Below are 16,028 nucleotides of genomic sequence, written 5' to 3' on the forward strand. Positions count from 1 at the left end.
ATCGATGACCAGCACTGAGGATGCCGCGAGCATCGCCGACGTCGTGAGCGACGCGTCGGGCGAGCGGCTCGCCGCCGCGCGCCCGCTCGGTCACGGCGCGCCGGTGCTGGCGTTCGACGTGGGCGGCACCGACATCAAGTCGGCGCTGTTCGATGCCGACGGCACGGCTCTCGGCCTCCGCCGCACGCCGACCCCCGTCGCCGAGGGCGACCGCACGGAGGTGCTGATCGAGCGCCTGGGCGTGCTCGCCGCCGAACTGCGGGCCGACCACTCCGATGTCGTGCCGCAGGCGGCAGGACTCGTGGTGCCGGGGATCGTCGACGCGGAGGCCGGCCTCGGCGTCTTCGCGAGCAATCTCGGCTGGCGGAACTCGCCGCTGCGCGACCTCGCGTCGGAGAAGCTCGGTCTGCCCGTCGCGTTCGATCACGACGTGCGGGCGGCGAGCTGGGCCGAGCACCGCCTCGGCGGCGCCCGCGCCTACTCGAACTCCGTCGTGCTGGTCATCGGCACGGGCATCGCGGGTGCCCTGTTGGTGGGCGGCGAGCCGTACACCGCCGGCGGCTACGCGGGCGAGATCGGCCACTCGCCGATCGCCGACGGACCGGTGTGCGCGTGCGGTGCGCGCGGGTGCCTCGAGGTCGTCGCGTCTGCCGGCGCCATCGCTCGCCGCTATCGCGAGGCGACCGGAATCAGCCCCGACGGCGCGAAGGACGTGATCGCCCGCGCGGCGGCCGGCGACCGCGTCGCCTCCGAGATCTGGAACTCGGCGCTCGACGCCCTCGCCCTGTCCCTCGCGCAGCTCACCGCCGTCATCGCCCCCGAGGCGATCGTGATCGGTGGTGGACTCTCCCGCGCCGGGGGAGCGCTCTTCGACGAGCTGCGGGCACGACTGGCGGAGCGTCTGAGCTTCCATCGCCTTCCTGAGCTCGTGCCGGCGGAGCTGTCGGGCAATGCCGGCATCCTGGGCGCGGCGCTGCGCGCAAGGGAGCTGGCATGATCCTCACCGTCACCCCGAACCCCGCGCTCGACCTCACCTGGCACGTCGAGCGACTGACCCTCGGCGAGACCCACCGAGCGGATGCCGGTGCGGTGCGTGCCGGCGGCAAAGGCCTGAACGTCGCCCGGGTCGCCCACGCGCAGGGCGCCTCGGTGCTCGCCGTGTCGACGGCAGGCGGTCGCAGCGGTGTCGAGCTCGCCGCAGAGCTCGGGGCCAGCGGCGTGCCCCATCGCCTGGTCCCCGTGGTCGGAGCGACACGGCAGAGCATCGCGCTGGTCGACGAGACCCTCGGCGACACGACGATCGTGAACGAGCGGGGCGTGAACCCCTCCGACCCCGAGTGGGCTGCGATGCTGGGCGAGGTCGTCGATGCCCTTCCCGGCGCGCGCGTGCTCGTGGTCTCGGGCAGCCTGCCGCCCGGTGCTCCTGAGACGCTGCTTCCGCTGCTGATCGGCACGGCGCGGGACGCCGGTGTGCCCGTGATCGTCGACACCTCGGGTCCGGCTCTCCTGCACGCGGCGGATGCCGGAGCATCCGTGCTCAAGCCCAACGCCGCCGAGCTCGTCGAGGCGACCGGCATCACCGACCCGGTCGACGGCGCGCGTTCGCTGATCGAGCGCGGCGTCGACCTCGTGCTGCTGTCGCTCGGCGCCGAGGGCATGCTCGCCGTCACGGCCTCCGACGTGCTGCATGCGCGCCTCGATGCCCCGCTGGCCGGCAACCCGACCGGTGCGGGCGACGCGGGAGTGGCCGCGTGCGCGGTGCTCTATGCCGACGGCGTCCGTGATCCCGAGACCGTTCTGCGACGCGCCGCCGCGTGGTCGGCCGCCGCTGTGCTCATGCCGCTCGCCGGCGAGATCTCCGACGACTGGGCGGCGCTCGAGGAGCGCCTCGTCGTCACCCCCTACGATTCCCCCGTTCGAGAGGACCCTCTGTGACCCTGGTCTCCGCCCGAGAGCTCGTGACGGATGCCGCAGCCCGCGGCACCGGCATCGGCGCCTTCAACGTGATCCACCTCGAGACCGCCGAGGGGCTCGTGCGTGCCTCTGCCGACGCCGGACTGCCGGTGATCCTGCAGATCTCGCAGAACTGCGCCGACTACCACGGCGGCCTCGAGCCGATCGCTCTGGCGACGCTCGCCGTCGCGCGGCGCGCGCAGACCCCGGTCGCGGTGCACCTGGATCACGCCGAGCGCCCCGAGCTCGTCGACGAGGCCATCGCGCTGGGCTTCGGCTCGGTCATGTTCGACGGCGGTGCGCTGCCGTACGACGAGAACGTGGCGCTGACCGCTGCCGTCGCCGAGCGGGCGCACGCGGCAGGCGTCTACGTCGAGGGCGAGCTGGGCGAGGTCGGCGGCAAGGACGGCGCCCACGCCCCCGGTGTGCGCACCGACCCCGACGAGGCCCGCGCGTTCGTCGCAGCGACCGGCGTCGACGCGCTCGCCGTCGCCGTGGGGTCGTCGCACGCCATGACGGACCGCACGGCATCCCTCGACCTCGCTCTCATCGCACGCCTGCGCGAAGCCCTCCCCGTTCCCCTGGTGCTGCACGGATCATCGGGAGTCTCGGACGCCGTGATCGCCGACGCCGTGCGCGCGGGCATGACGAAGATCAACGTCTCGACGCACCTGAACGGGTTCTTCACCCGCGCGATCCGCGCGACCCTCGACACCGATGAGAGGCTCGTCGACTCGCGCAAGTACCTCACCCCTGCGCGCGATGCGCTCGCCGGGGAGGCGGCGCGGATGCTGCGCCTGTTCGCCCTCGAGTCCACCGAGGTGGCGGGGTGAGTCACGCGATGCCGGGCAGGATGGTGACATGAAGCGCGCCGCCCGACTGAACGCGATCCTCGACCTGCTGGCCGCGGACGGCGAGGTGAACGTCGACGAACTCGTCGAGCGCTTCGGAGCCTCGGCCGCCACCACGCGCCGTGATCTCGACTCGCTCGCCGAGCAGCGTCTGCTCACACGCACCCACGGCGGGGCGGTCGCCCACTCGGTCGCCTACGAGCTGCCGATCCGCTATAAGAGCCACCAGCGCTCGCAGCAGAAGGAGAGCATCGCCCAGGCCGCCGCCGCCCTCGTGGCGCCGGGCATGGTCGTCGGGCTCTCGGGCGGAACCACGACCACCGCCATCGCCGCAGCGCTCGCCGCTCGGGACGATCTCGCCGCGGGCCCGGGCATCACGGTCGTCACCAACGCCGTGAACATCGCCGCCCAGCTCGCCACCAGACCCGACATCAAGGTCGTCGTGACCGGCGGGGTGATCCACTCGCGCAGCTACGAGCTGGTGGGTCCGTTCGTCGAGCAGCTGCTGCGCGGAGTGCGACTCGACATCGCCTTCATCGGGGTCAACGGGATGGATGCCGCGGCCGGCGCCACCACGCAGGACGAACGCGAGGCAGCCGTCAACCGCATGATGGCCGAGCGCGCCCGCCGAGCCGTGGTCGTCACCGACAGCAGCAAGATCGGCACCGTGGCGTTCGCGGCCGTCGGCGGCCCGGAGCTGTTCCCCGTTCTCCTGACCGACGACGGTTCCGACGACGCCTCGCTCGCCGCGTTCCGCGACGCGGGGTACGAGGTCATGACGGCCTGATCTGCCGATCAGTCCTCGGACCTCACAAGCAACACGGTGCCGGACTCCTGGTGGGGATGCCGCGACCCCTCTCGCGACATCCCCGGAGTAGATGGTGTCCTGTCGTCCCCTCACACTCCCCAGTGCACGAGGGTTTCCCCAGTTCGACTGCGCCTCCCTCGCGCTTCGTTTCCGAAGCCCTTCGCTGGCACCTTCTGGAGATAAGGAGCGGGTCACCGATGTTCTGATACATCGACTGGAGAAAAGTTTCAGAGTCCGCTTCCGTGGCACTGGAAAGGCGCGCTGAGGCCTGTGGATTCGGATGCCGCGGCCAGCGCGTCCGCGGGTCTGGCACCGGTGGCCAGCTCGGAGTGCACGGCCCCGAGCAGCTCGCAGGCGACGTCGTCGGCGACCACGACAGGGGCGGCGATGACGCAGCCGGTGCCGGCGTGCAGCCAGACGCGCGTCATGCCCAGCGCCTCCTCGCCCCACCGCACCGACGAGCGGCCGAGTTCGCACGCCGAGAGCACGACGGTCTCGGGCGGGCGCGAGATCAGGTCGACGTCGTACCCGAACAGGGTGCCGTCGACGAGTTCGAACCCTGAGAACAGCGGGTTGTCGACCGCATGACGACCGTGGGCGGCGATGTGCAGCACGTCGACCTGCTCGGCGAGCTCGGTGACGGCACTGACCCGCGCGCTGTCGCCGGTCAGCATCCTGGCGCCTGCCCACGCTGCGGCGGCCCGGCGCACCTCCTCTTCGGCGCGCGAGACGCGGGGGCCGGTCGCGAAACCTGCCCGGGAGGCCTGTGGCGGGCGGCGATCGGAGCCGCCGAGCAGGCGAGACACCGACGTCGCGATGGTGAACGGAGTTCCGCGCATTCCCGGGAGCATCGCCCACGGGATGCCGCCCAGGATGCCGGGAACCGTCAGGGCCAGACGTGCCGCTCCTCCCGACGCCGCGCGCGCAGGTGCCAGGAGGGCCTCGTCGAGTCGTCGCAGTCTGTCGTCGAGCGAACGCGCCACGACGTGCGCCATCGGCCCGCCGTGGGTCAGAGCCGCCACGTCGAGGTCGGCGCGGAGTCCGTCGAGCGCGGCCTCGATGCGCGGCAGCGCCAGCTCGACGATCGACGAGCCGGATGTCGTCACGACGACGCACAGCAGCTCCTCGCGCGTGAAGACGTAGGCGAGGATCGCTGTGTCATCGTCGAGTCGCGCTCGGGTCTCGGAGAGACCCAGGCGTTCGTGGCTCTCGCCGACGCCGGTCGACGACCACTGGCGGTCACGTACTCGATCCCGCAGCTCGCGCACCCGGGCATCCGTCGTCCAGTCCGACCCCGCGAGGTCGGCGCGCAGCATCCGCAGCTCGGCGAGGTCGGCCGACAGTTCGGCATCGTGCGGCGGGCGCACCGGTGCGACCTGCTGGCTGAGATGCCTGGCACGCTCGGACCACTCGAACAGCACCTCGGGATCGCGCGATCGCGCGGCCGCGGCGAGACCGGCGAACATCAGCTCGGTGCCGTGCATGGCCACCGACGCCTGCAGGTCGAGCGCTCCGAACGACTGCTGCCACGTGGTGAGCAGGTCGAGGCCCTCGGCCGCGGCCCGGCGAGCATCGGCATCCCTGCCCCGTGCGGCGGCACGCACCGCACGCACCTCGTGCGCGCGCAGACGCAGCGGCGTCGGGGCGTCAGGGGTGAGTCGGGGCAGGCGACCTCCGTCGGCCAGCCGAGCGGTAAGTGACACCGCAGCCGCTTCGGTGCGGAATCCTCCCCGCGTGAGCGCGTCCACCGTGCGAGAGAAGTCCTCTGCGGCCGGCGGCTTGTGAGGTCGAGTTCGCAGTTGCGCCTCCAGCCGCACCGCGTCGGCGCGGGCGGCCCAGCTCTCGCTTCCCAGGCCGGCGAAGCGACGGGATGCGGTCGCCGCGGCACGCTCGGCCGACGAGGCGTCGTGCCGCAGCAGCGATCGGGCGAGATGGAACTCGGCCTCACCTCGCGCCTGCCGCATCCGCTGTGCGCCGAATCGCACCGCGACCGTGCCGAGCAGTTCTTCGGCCTCGGTCGTGAGGCCGGCATCGCGCAGCACCTCGGCCCGATCGAGGTCGCTGATCGCGGCGGCGAGGTCGCTGGTCGCGGCGAGGATCGGACGCGATCGGGTCATCAGCCCGAGTGCGGTGACGAGGTCGCCGCCGAGCAGCGCGGCGTAGCCGAGATTGTGGCGCGCTTCGGCCAGCGGCTCCTCGGCTCCGTGGGCCTCATAGGCCGCGATGGCCCGCTGCAGATCGGCCGTGCAAGCGTCGAGCCGGTGCCTCTGCATACTGACGATCGACCGGCTCATCAGGCAGTTGGCGCTCTCGATCGAGCCCTCGTCGAGGCCGTCTATCGCCCTGGTGAGAAACAGGTCGGCGTCGTCGAGCCGTCCGCCGTGCATGAGCAACGTGCCGAGTTGGCCGTTCGCGAGGGCGACTGTCTCGTCGCTGAGGCCCGGCCGTGACAGCGCTTCGCGCGACAGTCGCTCGGCTTCCACCGGCTGGCCGGTCTGGGCGAGCACGTAGGCCATGGTCCCGTCGATGCGGGCACGCAGATCGGCGTCGTCCGTGCGCGCCGATGCGGCGGTCAGCGCACGCCGCGCCTGGGCGAACCGTCGGGAGTTGGCTGCGTCGACGCCGCGCTGATGCAGCTCGAGAGCAGACAGGGGCATTGCACCAGAATGCCGGTATGTCTGGCCTCAGGGAAGGTGTGCTGTGATCCGACGCGCGCGGCTACCCTCCCGTCACGGGTGAAGGCAGGGTTTTGAGCACGGCGGAGACGGCCTTGGCCGCAGCATCCGCCGTGACGCCCTGTGCCGGCACGGAGCCCCACTGTGCCGCGATGCGCCCCGCGACATACGGAGCCGCGAACGACGTGCCGCTCCAGATCGAGAAGCCTCCGCGGTAGTCGTCCGGGTCGATCGTCTCGCGCCGCAGTCCGTCGACGTCCGCTCTGGTCGTCGCCTGCTCGCCTCCGACGAAGGCCGGTGACGTGCTCACGACGGCGGCGCCGGGGGCGTAGACCTGCACCCAGGGGCCGACGTTCGAGAACAGCGCGACCGACCGGCCCGACGGATTGAGAGCCCCGACCGACACATGCGGCGCAGCGTGATCACGGGAGATGCCGTTGTCGGCACCGGGCCACGGCCACAGCGATGCCGGGAACGACGGCCGGTCGATCGCGTCGTTGCCCGCCGAGCACACCACCACGCACCCCAGCTCTCGCGCCGCGGTGAGCAGCGCGTCGAGGGTCCGGCTGAACTGACCGTCGACCGGGGTCTCGTGGTAGTACCCGAGCGACAGGTTGAGCACGTCGATCGGATGCCCGGTCGACGGGTTCTCGCGGTGTCGCCGCAGCAGCTCGACGACCTGCGCGACGGTCGTCAGGAAGGTGCTCTCGTCGATCACGCCCAGTGCGCCGGCCATGCGGATCGACAGGATGTCGGCATCCGGCGCCGTCTGACGGATGATGCCCGCGATGAACGTGCCGTGCCCGGCGACGGCGTCGATCTCGCCGTCGAGCTGCCCGTAGAGATCCGGATAGACCTCGGGGTCTGCGTCGTCGGTGAGTCCGATCGGCACGCCGTCGATCTCGATGTGGCGGGTGACGATGTCGTCCGGCAGCCAGTCGTGCGCACCGCATCCCGTGTCGAGCACCGCCACCACCGGACGTCGGCCGCGCTTCGGGGCCGCCGTGCGCCGGGGAGCCGGTCCGAGCCAGGTCACCGGCTGGCGCGCGCCGCGCCCCGGCTCGAGGTAGTCGTCGCTGCCTCCGGCCCCTCCGCCCGCGCCGCGCACCGGGTTGGTGCGGCTGAACGGGTTGGTGCGGCTGAAGGGATTCGTTCGGCTGAACGGGTTGAGTCCGACGGGGTCGATCGACAGCACATGCTCGAGGCTGGTTCGCGGCATCGACGTGCCGGAGCTGCGCCGCGCGCGCTGCAGCACGCGCCAGGCGTCCGGCGGCACCGGGGACTCGCCGCGGGTCGGCTCGTCGGGAGTGGTCAGGCGAGCGCGCAGGAACCCCGGCACGCCGGGGACCAGCGGATCAGCCGCGCGCAGAGCATCCGGCGAATCGATCTCGAGCATCCAGCCGAACGAGCCGGCTGCATCGCGCAGCTCGCGGATCTCCTCGTCGTACTCCTCCTGACCGTTCTCCTGATCCTGCGTGATCAGCAGCCGCTCCTGCAGATATGCGGTGGGGAACGCCCTGACGCCCTCGACGGGTTCGACCGACGGGTCCAGCGCCGTCCCCCGTCTGATCGATCCCTCGGCCCGGTCCTGCCAGCTCCACCCCTTGGGCTGCTCCATCGTCGATCCTCTCCTCGCGGGCGGACCCGCGTCCTCTGCGGGATGAGCCCGCGTCCTGTGCGGGGGACCCCGCGGTGTGTGCGGGTCGGCCCGCTTCCGGTGAGTGAGGTCCTGCGTGGTGCGGGAGTCGCCCAGCGGTGGTGTGCACGGGTCGCCCCGTCATGCGCGGGTCGCCCCGCGGTGGATCACAACTCGAACTGCGGGGTCGACAGGGTGCGCTCCTGGTCGCCGACCGTGGTGCTCAGGCGCACGCGGGTCAACCCGTCGGGCACGTCGTCGAACAGGAAGCGGCCGGTGTCGTTCGCGGTCGTCGTGCGGATGCTCTCGCCCTGAGCCAGTTCGATCGCACCCGAGATCGAGTCGACCCAGCCGTCGACCCGGTGCGCACCGCTCGCCGTGCGCGTGACGTGCAGCAGGATGCTGGTCGTGCCGTCGCTGAACTGCAGGGTGAGCGCGTCGGCGTCGCCGCGAACGGCTCCGAGCGGTTCCTCGATGAGGGTGAGCAGCGCGTACTCCTCCGACAGCCCCTCGGCTGCCACGGCCGCGATCATGCGGTCGATGAGGGCGGCCGGCATCGGGTCGACGTCGCGCCAGAGCGAACGCAGCTGCGCGAACAGCTCGGCATCCTCATGGTTGTCGCCGCCGTTGGCGCGATCGTTCTCGCTCATGAGCTGCCCTCCGTTCGTGGTGTCGGTGCGTCGAGCAGCTCGCGCAGCTTCGCGAGGCAGCGCTGGCGGGTGGGGCCGATGCTGCCGACCGGCATCGCGAGATCGGCGGCGAGGCGGGCGTAGTCCGGTCGCTCCTCGAAGGCGATCACTCGCAGCAGTCGCTGGCATCGGTCGGCGAGGAGGTGAACCGCTGCCCACAGCCGTCGCTTCTCGTCGCCGACGGTGGCGTGGTGCTCGGCGGACTGCTGCGTGGGAAGCAGTGCGTCGAGAGCATCCGACTCGGTCGTGTCGACCCTGTTCTGGGCCTTCCCGGCCCGCCAGGCCTCGCGGCGAGCGGTGGTCGTCAGCCAGGCCGACACCGCTTTCGGATCACTGATCGAGCGGTGCCCGCGAACCAGCTGCAGCCACGTCGTCTGGACGACGTCTTCGGCCAGTGTGCGGTCGAGTCCGTAGGCGCGCACGACATGCCAGAGCACAGGCGTCATCAGCCGCACGAGGTCGTCCATCGCGCGGCTCTCGCCGTCCCGCCATGCGTCGAAGAACTCGGCGGCACGCCTCCAGCGTGCTGCTCCGTCGTCCGGTGCAGGATCGAGGGCGGCGCCGTCGGGTGCGCCGTCGATCATGAGTCCCATTGTGATCACACCGGTAAGGAGCACGGCAAGAGGCTCCTGATACATGGACTCGGTATGTTTTTTCGGGGTTCTGGCGGGATTCCGTCCCGGGGAGACGGATGCCGGGTGTCCGGCGACTCGTGCCGCGGGCGTTAGCGTGGAGTGGTGATCGCTCTCGCCGTCGTGCTCTTCCTCAACGCCGCCTTCAACGTGCTGGTGTGGCCCCGTTTCTACAAGCGCGTCGCGACCGACCCGCGGGCACGGGATGCCGACGGCAAGGCGACGGCGTTCCTCAAGGTGCACGCCGTGCTGATCGCGATCGCCCTGGTGCTCGCGCTCGTCTCGGTGATCGTCGGCATCGCGGCGCTCGCCGGAGCGCTCTGACGATCAGCTGCGGGCGACCGGCTGCTGGAGCTCGGTGATCCAGTCGGCCTGATCTTCGGACTCCGACTGCAGATAGACCTCACGGCAGGCACCCTGCGCCGTCGCCCCCTGCGCGGCGATCGCCTGGTTCAGCGCATGCCAGCTGTCATCGATCGTCGCCATGGTGCCGAGGTGCGTGGCGGTGAACGCATCGTCGACGGCGGGAAGCTCGACGATGACGAGGCCGTCGATCGCCGGCCCGTCATAGGTGAAGCCGACCGTGATGCGCACGCCGTGCTTGTTCATGTCGTACTCCGCGATCGGGAGCCCCGGCTCTCCGCCCGACGCGACGATCGCATCGGCCACCTGATCGAACAGCGGACCCACCACCCCCGCGACCTCGGGCTGTGAGGCGACGCTCTGGGTCAGCGCCGCGAGGCGGACGTAGGGAAGGGGCTTCTCGGTGATCTGCTCGGCGGGCATCGTCGTCTCCTCAGGTCGTGGGTGCGTGCCGCCGATCCTACGCAGGGGCACGGACATCGGCTACCGTCGTCGATCCGGTCGCTCGCCGGATCCGACTATCCCGCCTCGTCGTCCGACTCGTCGTCGTCTTCGTCCTCGTCGCGGTGGCCGCTGAGGATCAGGATGCGCCGCAGGTGCATGGCCGCGAGCACTCCCGGCCCCATCGAGCGGCGGGCGTCGATGGTTCGGTCGTCGACGGTCTCGAGCAGCAGCCTCACGGCGCGCGCGGCCTCACCCCTGACCCGGTGATCCTCGGGCGACAGGGGATCCTCTTGGGCGATCACCTCGGCGACGGCATGGCACGCGTTCGACAGCGGTTCGGGCAGCGCCGCGTCGAGCACCAGAGCCCCTGGGCGATCCCAGATGGTGTCGGCGATCTCGTCGGAGATGTCGCGGATCAGATGCGCGATCCTGTCGAGCCGGGCGAGCTCGGCGTGGATGTGTCGCGTCTCCCCCCGTCGTCCCAGCGCCCGTGGGTTGCCTCGCCGGCTGTCGTCGGCCTCCGACAGGGCCGTGCGCAGCTCCGACGTGGTGTCGGCGAGCGAGGCCGCATCATCGGCCCACTGCTGGTGCTCGGGCGGCCATGACTCCGAGACCGCCGACCCGATGTCGTGCAGGTGCTCGCTCAGCTGCGTGCGGAACGCGTCGACCTTGGCCGCGGCGGCGAGGGTCAGCGGCGCCGGCGCGATCACCAGGTTGACGAGGAGTCCGACGACGACGCCGACCGCCGTCTGCACCAGGTACCCGATCGAGTAGTCGTCAGCATTCTGGCCGCCGATGATCAGCACGAAGAGCGCGGCCATGGGCACGTACTCGCGGCCGACGCCGAACCACCCCGTTCCCGAGACCAGCACGCCGATGCCGACCACGGCCGGGATGGTCCACCACGTCGGGCCGACGGTGAGCACGACGATCGCTGCCAGCCCGATGCCGGTGGCGAGTCCGAGCAGGGTCTGCAGCCCCGACCGCACCGACCCCATCAGCGTGGGATACATGCTCACGAGGGCGCCGAGCGGCGCGTAGTACGGGTACTCGTCGGTGACGCCGGGCATGTGCGGGGCGATCAGCCACGCGAGTCCGACAGCCAGAGCGGTCTTGGCCACGAGCAGCAGCCGGGCCGGGTCGACCGCCTCGCGCAGTGAGCGCACGATGCCGGGACGGCGCGCGCGCATTCGTGTCCTGATGTTCGTCACGGCATCCTCTCGTCATCCTCCCCGAAGGGTGACGCTAGCCGCTCGGCATCCGTTCACGCATGTGCTTGCGTCCGGCGGCGAGGGCGAGTAGCGGTCGCGACGCGTCGACGCCGGCCGCCCCTCTTCGGAGCGACCGGCGTCGAGTGATCAGCGCGCGATCACGGGATGGCCCGGCGGAACGCGAGGAACGAGATGCCCGCCAGCACCGCGGTCACGACGAGACCCCACAGTGCGAGACCGAGAGCTCCGGCGTCGAGGATGCCTCGCCACACCTCGTCCCACAGCTCGAGCCTCGTCGCGAGGAACGCGAGACCCACGAGCACGAGACCGAGCCCGACGCCCGCGATCGTGAGCACGGTGGGTCCCCAGCTCTTGTAGATCGTCGCCCCGGTGAAGCCGACGACGAACAGGAACAGGGCGAGCGTGAAGTAGACGGTGAATGCTCCGAGCGGACCCGCCTCCCACAGCCACGGCAGGTAGAACACGTAGCCGTTCACGCCGTAGCCGTTCGTCAGCGTCTCGATTCCGCCGCCGATCAGGAAGACGACGCCCATGAGCGCACTGCCGAGGATCGCGGTGAGCAGCGTGCCGAAGAAGAAATCGCGCCGCGTGATGCTCATCGCCTGCGAGAACGGGAAGGTGAGTGTCATGGCCGAGAGGCCGATCGCGAAGAAGTACCAGAGCGGAGCCTGGCCGCCACCGCCGTACTTGGGGGTGTCGACGGGGATCATCGCGTAGATCAGCACCGAGATCACGACCGCGGAGCCGAGGATGATCAGCGGCACCCAGATGAACGTCTGACGGTTGATGAGCTGCAGACGGATGACGTTGAGTGTGCGTCGCATCAGCGCACCTCCTCTTTCGCGACGGAGGCTCTGGTGGCTGCGCCCGCCTCGGCCTTCTGGGTCAGACGGACGATCAGCTGCTGCAGCGACACCGGAGCCAGATCGAGACCGGATGCCGTGAGCTCGGCGCGCTCGGCGGCCGACAGCGCCCCGAGCACGGTGACGGATGCCACTCGGCCGAGCGCCTCGCGGTGCAGGACCTCACGGTCTGCCGCCCACGCGTCGACCTTGACCGCATCGCCGACCACGGTGACGGCGCGGTCGCGCACGGCATCCGTGTCTTCGTTGAGGAGGATCTTGCCGTTGTCGATCACGATGACCTTCTCGATGAGGTTCGAGACCTCGTCGATCAGGTGCGACGAGAGGACGATCGTGCGCGGATGCTCGGCGTAGTCCTCGAGCAGGCGGTCGTAGAAGATCTGCCTGGCGACCGCGTCGAGCCCCAGGTACGGCTCGTCGAAGAAGGTGAGCTCGGCGCGCGACGCCAGGCCGATGATGACCCCGACGGCCGAGAGCTGTCCGCGGGAGAGCTTCTTGATGGTCTGCTTCATCGGCAGCTGGAACTGCTCGATGAGCTCGTCGGCCAGCTCCTGGTTCCAGTTGCGGAAGAACAGGCTCGCCGCCTTGAACGCGTGACGCGGGTAGGCGTCATCCGGATACTTCTGGCTCTCGCGCACGAAGCAGATCCGGTTGAGGACGTGCGTGTTCTCGTAGGGGTGCTCGCCGAAGACGCGCACGGTGCCGGACGACTCGAAGTTCTGCGCGGTCAGGATCGACATGAGCGTGGTCTTGCCCGCGCCGTTGCGGCCGAGCAGTCCGTAGATCGCGCCGCCCTCGAGGCTGAGCGACACGTCGTCGAGCGCGTTCTTCTCCTTGTAGTGCTTGGTGAGGTTCTGGACCTCGATGACGGCGGTCATGCGGTGGTCTTCCCTTCTGTCTGGTCGTTCTGCTGTGTCTGGGTCGCGCGCTCGTGCAGCAGCGCGACGAGGTCGTCGGAGCCGAGGCCCAGTGTGCGGGCCTCCGCGATGAGCGGTTCGATGTAGCGGTCGGCGAATGCGGCACGGCGCTCGCCGAGCAGCAGATCCTTCGCCCCGGCGGCGACGAACATGCCGATGCCGCGGCGCTTGTAGAGCACTCCCTCGTCGGTGAGCATGGCGACTCCCTTCGCTGCCGTCGCGGGGTTGATCCGGTAGAAGCCGGCGAGCTCGTTCGTCGAGGGCGCCTGCGATTCCTCCTCGAGAGAGCCGTCGAGGATCGAGTCCTCGATCTGCTCGGCGATCTGGAGGAAGAGCGGCTTGCCTTCTTCGATCACGAGTCCTCCGCTGGTTAATGGGTTAGTTACTCGACTAGGTAACCACTGAACCGCGGGTGTGTCAACAGTTGTTTCAGGCAGGCAGGCAGACAGGCAGGCAGGCAGGCAGGCAGGCAGGTGCGGTGAGGAGCGCTCAGCCGTGCAGGTCCCGAGCGCGCAGCGCGACTGCCGTAGCTGCGGCGAGGACCACGGCCAGGCCCCAGGTGAGCGCGAGTCCACCGGCATCCACGCCCTCGGCGAGGGGTGGCTGACGGTACACCCAGGCGTAGGGCGAGAGCGCGTTCAACCATTCGAGGTCATCGGACTGCTTCGCGAGGGCCTGCAGGACGTAGCCGACCACGGCGATCCCCGCGCCGGCGCCGGTCGCCCAGATGCGGCGACCCGTCGCTGCTCCTACGAGCAGAGCGGCGGATGCCGTGAGGAACGAGAGTCCGGTGAGCGCGGCGCTCGCTCCGACGATGCGCCAGCCGTCGAGGCCGAGCTCGGCCGAGTCGTTCAACGCCCAGACGACGAGCCCCGAGAAGACGCCGAGCCACAGCAGTCGCACGAGCACGGCGAAGGCCGACTCCAGCGCATACCGGCCGCGGCCGATGCCGTGCGCGAGGTCGAGTTCGGCCCGTCCGCTCTCCTCCGCGCCGGCGATGGCCGCCGACCCCCACGTCACTGCTGCGATCGTCAGCAGAAGGAAGCCGATCAGGCCGAAGAACGTGCTCTGCGCGTATCCGGCGCCGGTCGCGATCTGGTCGTACCCGAGGGTGTCGACGAGTTCCTTCGGCAGCGACGAGATCATGGCCTCGAGCTGGCCGTCTCCGGCGAGGCTCGGGTACAGCGGCAGATAGAGGGACAGCACCGCGGCGAGGCCGGTGGTCCATCCGAGCAGGCTTCGCCAGGACTCGCGCAGGCTGCGTCGGAACACGGGCAGGATGCCGTTCATCGCTGCTCCCCCCTGTCGCGCCGCGATCGTCGGGTCGCGGGTCGGGCGGACGCCGGAGTGACAGAGGATCCGTAGAGCCGCAGCACGGACTCCTCGAGGTCCGGTTCCTCGACGGTGAGGTCGCGCACCTCGAACGGCGCGAGCGCCTTGATGAACGGGTCGATCGCGCCGTCGACCGTGCCGGACAGCTGCAGGATGCCGTCGGCATCGTGCGCATCGATGCCGGTGAGCCCCGGTACCCGGTCGAAGCCGGCGCGCGCGGTCGCGGCATCCGTCGTCGCGAGCTCGACGCGCACCCGGCGAATCGAGCCCAGTCGCAGCGAGGCGACGTCGCCGTCGGCGACGACCCGTCCGTTCGCGAGGACGGCGACTTCGTCGGCGGTCTGCTGGATCTCGCTGAGCACATGCGAGCTCAGCAGCACGGTCTGCCCGGCATCCTTCGCCTCGCGGACCATCTGCAGGAACTCGCGCTGCACGAGGGGATCGAGGCCGCTGGTGGGCTCATCGAGGATCAGCAGCTCCGGACGATGCATGAACGCCTGGATCAGCCCCACCTTCTGCTTGTTGCCCTTCGACAGGGTGCGCACCGGACGTGACAGATCGACGCCGAGACGGTCGCCGAGGTCGCGTGCCGTGCGCAGGGTCGCGGCGGAGTCCCGTGAACCCGAGACCTGGGCATAGAACGCCAGCATCCGATGTCCGCTCGTGCGCCCCTCGAGGTGCAGCTCGCCCGGCACGTAGCCGATGCGCCGCCGCAGAGCGGCACCGCCGTGACGCGGGTCCTCGCCGAGGATGCGCACTGTGCCGGAGGACGGACGGATGATGTCGACCAGTGTGCGGAGCGTGGTGGTCTTGCCCGCGCCGTTCGGTCCGATGAGCCCGAACACGGTTCCCGGACGTACTCGGAGGTCGAGCTCGTGCAGCGCGACGCGGCTGCCGAAGCGCTTGTGCAGACGTTCGATCTCGATGGTGTCGGTCATGATGCGTCTCCTTCCGGGGTGGGACCCTCTGTTCCGAGGGCTTCGCGCGCACCGTCGAGCAGCGCGGTCGTCGAATAGATGCCGTGGGTGAGCAGCTCGAGTGTGGGCAGCGTCGTGCGTCGCAGCCCGGCAGGGCTCAGTTGATCGGCGCCCAGGGCGCGGGCGATCTGAGCGCGCATCACCACCGGCGCCAGGCCGATCAGGGTGAGGGTCAGCGTCGTCATCTCGGGGTCGCTCATGGGCTCGAGCATCCCCGCCTCGCGCTGCTCGGCGAGCACATCGCGCGTTCTCGCGAGGAAGCTGTCGAACAGCCGATCCGCTGCCGGAGAGCCGTCGATCAGCATCCGGGCGAGGTAGTCGATATAGGGCCCGTACCGGCCGAGGTCGTTCAGCGCGGTGCGGATGCGGTCGCCGGTCGGGGCCGTGATGAGGTCGTGCTCCTCATCGGTGAAGACGCCGACGACATAGTCGTCGCACTCCGTGCGCAGGGCGTTCTTGTCGCCGAAGTGATGCACGATCAGCGCGGCGCTGACTCCGGCCTCCGTGGCGATCGCGCGAAGGCTGGTGCCATCGAAGCCGTTGCGCGCGAAGGCGGCGATGGCAGTGTCGCGGATGCGGGCACGAGCGGTGAGATCGTCGGAAGCTGAACGCATGTACAGCACACTAAACAGATGTTCAGCCGCGGTCAAGAGGGG

General features: G+C 70.3%; 17 protein-coding genes. 5 read left to right on the forward strand and 12 right to left on the reverse strand.

Annotated features, from left to right (window positions below):
- Positions 1-4: 4 nt before the first annotated feature.
- From ASE34_RS01945 to ASE34_RS01960, 4 genes are read left to right on the forward strand one after another with little or no spacing between them, the layout of a single operon-like run.
- The gene (locus ASE34_RS01945) at positions 5-997 is read left to right on the forward strand and encodes an ROK family protein (RefSeq protein WP_082586469.1); all 993 of its coding nucleotides are present in this window, start codon (positions 5-7) and stop codon (positions 995-997) included.
- Entirely contained in the window at positions 994-1,935 is a 942-nt protein-coding gene (locus ASE34_RS01950) for a 1-phosphofructokinase family hexose kinase (RefSeq protein ID WP_056275909.1), read from the forward strand. The genes ASE34_RS01945 and ASE34_RS01950 overlap by 4 nt, the downstream gene beginning before the upstream one ends.
- Positions 1,932-2,786, forward strand: coding sequence for a class II fructose-bisphosphate aldolase (locus ASE34_RS01955; protein WP_056275911.1), 855 nt, complete (start codon positions 1,932-1,934; stop codon positions 2,784-2,786). Before ASE34_RS01950 ends, ASE34_RS01955 begins: the two co-directional genes overlap by 4 nt.
- Positions 2,787-2,814: 28 nt before the next feature.
- The gene (locus ASE34_RS01960) at positions 2,815-3,591 is read left to right on the forward strand and encodes a DeoR/GlpR family DNA-binding transcription regulator (protein ID WP_056275914.1); all 777 of its coding nucleotides are present in this window, start codon (positions 2,815-2,817) and stop codon (positions 3,589-3,591) included.
- A gap of 248 nt (positions 3,592-3,839) precedes the next feature.
- On the opposite strand, the gene ASE34_RS01965 is transcribed toward ASE34_RS01960, so the two are convergent.
- The 4 genes from ASE34_RS01965 to ASE34_RS01980 all read right to left on the reverse strand — a co-directional run bounded on the left by ASE34_RS01965 (position 3,840) and on the right by ASE34_RS01980 (position 9,196).
- Positions 3,840-6,269, reverse strand: a complete 2,430-nt coding sequence (locus ASE34_RS01965) for a CHAT domain-containing protein (RefSeq protein ID WP_056275917.1) — start codon at positions 6,267-6,269, stop codon at positions 3,840-3,842.
- Between the two features lie 61 nt (positions 6,270-6,330).
- Positions 6,331-7,905: a S8 family peptidase gene (locus ASE34_RS01970; protein WP_056275920.1), complete on the reverse strand. Its 1,575-nt coding sequence runs from the start codon at positions 7,903-7,905 to the stop codon at positions 6,331-6,333.
- Positions 7,906-8,090: 185 nt separating this feature from the next.
- Complete coding sequence (locus tag ASE34_RS01975) at positions 8,091-8,573, reverse strand: hypothetical protein (RefSeq protein WP_056275923.1); 483 nt, start codon at positions 8,571-8,573, stop codon at positions 8,091-8,093.
- A complete protein-coding gene (locus ASE34_RS01980; RefSeq protein WP_233277273.1) occupies positions 8,570-9,196 on the reverse strand; it encodes an RNA polymerase sigma factor in 627 nt (208 codons plus the stop codon). Before ASE34_RS01980 ends, ASE34_RS01975 begins: the two co-directional genes overlap by 4 nt.
- A 153-nt stretch (positions 9,197-9,349) precedes the next feature.
- On the opposite strand from ASE34_RS01980, the gene ASE34_RS01985 reads away from it, so the two are divergent.
- Entirely contained in the window at positions 9,350-9,568 is a 219-nt protein-coding gene (locus ASE34_RS01985) for an SCO4848 family membrane protein (protein WP_222839149.1), read from the forward strand.
- Positions 9,569-9,571: 3 nt separating this feature from the next.
- Here ASE34_RS01985 and ASE34_RS01990 read toward each other — a convergent pair whose 3' ends face one another.
- The 8 genes from ASE34_RS01990 to ASE34_RS02025 form a co-directional block, all read right to left on the reverse strand.
- On the reverse strand, positions 9,572-10,030 hold the full coding sequence (locus ASE34_RS01990) for a GyrI-like domain-containing protein (RefSeq protein ID WP_056275926.1): 459 nt from the start codon (positions 10,028-10,030) through the stop codon (positions 9,572-9,574).
- Between the two features lie 95 nt (positions 10,031-10,125).
- Positions 10,126-11,262 (reverse strand): FUSC family protein, encoded by a 1,137-nt coding sequence (locus ASE34_RS01995; protein ID WP_235567413.1) that lies wholly within the window; start codon positions 11,260-11,262, stop codon positions 10,126-10,128.
- 158 nt (positions 11,263-11,420) lie between these two features.
- Complete coding sequence (locus ASE34_RS02000; protein WP_053098360.1) at positions 11,421-12,107, reverse strand: hypothetical protein; 687 nt, start codon at positions 12,105-12,107, stop codon at positions 11,421-11,423.
- The gene (locus tag ASE34_RS02005) at positions 12,107-13,024 is read right to left on the reverse strand and encodes an ABC transporter ATP-binding protein (RefSeq protein WP_056275931.1); all 918 of its coding nucleotides are present in this window, start codon (positions 13,022-13,024) and stop codon (positions 12,107-12,109) included. Before ASE34_RS02005 ends, ASE34_RS02000 begins: the two co-directional genes overlap by 1 nt.
- Complete coding sequence (locus ASE34_RS02010) at positions 13,021-13,419, reverse strand: GntR family transcriptional regulator (RefSeq protein ID WP_056275934.1); 399 nt, start codon at positions 13,417-13,419, stop codon at positions 13,021-13,023. Before ASE34_RS02010 ends, ASE34_RS02005 begins: the two co-directional genes overlap by 4 nt.
- Positions 13,420-13,552: 133 nt before the next feature.
- The gene (locus tag ASE34_RS02015) at positions 13,553-14,353 is read right to left on the reverse strand and encodes an ABC transporter permease subunit (protein ID WP_056275937.1); all 801 of its coding nucleotides are present in this window, start codon (positions 14,351-14,353) and stop codon (positions 13,553-13,555) included.
- A complete protein-coding gene (locus tag ASE34_RS02020) occupies positions 14,350-15,333 on the reverse strand; it encodes an ABC transporter ATP-binding protein (protein WP_056275942.1) in 984 nt (327 codons plus the stop codon). The genes ASE34_RS02015 and ASE34_RS02020 overlap by 4 nt, the downstream gene beginning before the upstream one ends.
- Positions 15,330-15,986 (reverse strand): TetR/AcrR family transcriptional regulator, encoded by a 657-nt coding sequence (locus ASE34_RS02025; RefSeq protein ID WP_082586526.1) that lies wholly within the window; start codon positions 15,984-15,986, stop codon positions 15,330-15,332. The genes ASE34_RS02020 and ASE34_RS02025 overlap by 4 nt, the downstream gene beginning before the upstream one ends.
- Positions 15,987-16,028: the final 42 nt, after the last annotated feature.

Origin of the sequence: Microbacterium sp. Root280D1, assembly GCF_001428975.1 — a bacterium.
Lineage (GTDB): Bacteria > Actinomycetota > Actinomycetes > Actinomycetales > Microbacteriaceae > Microbacterium.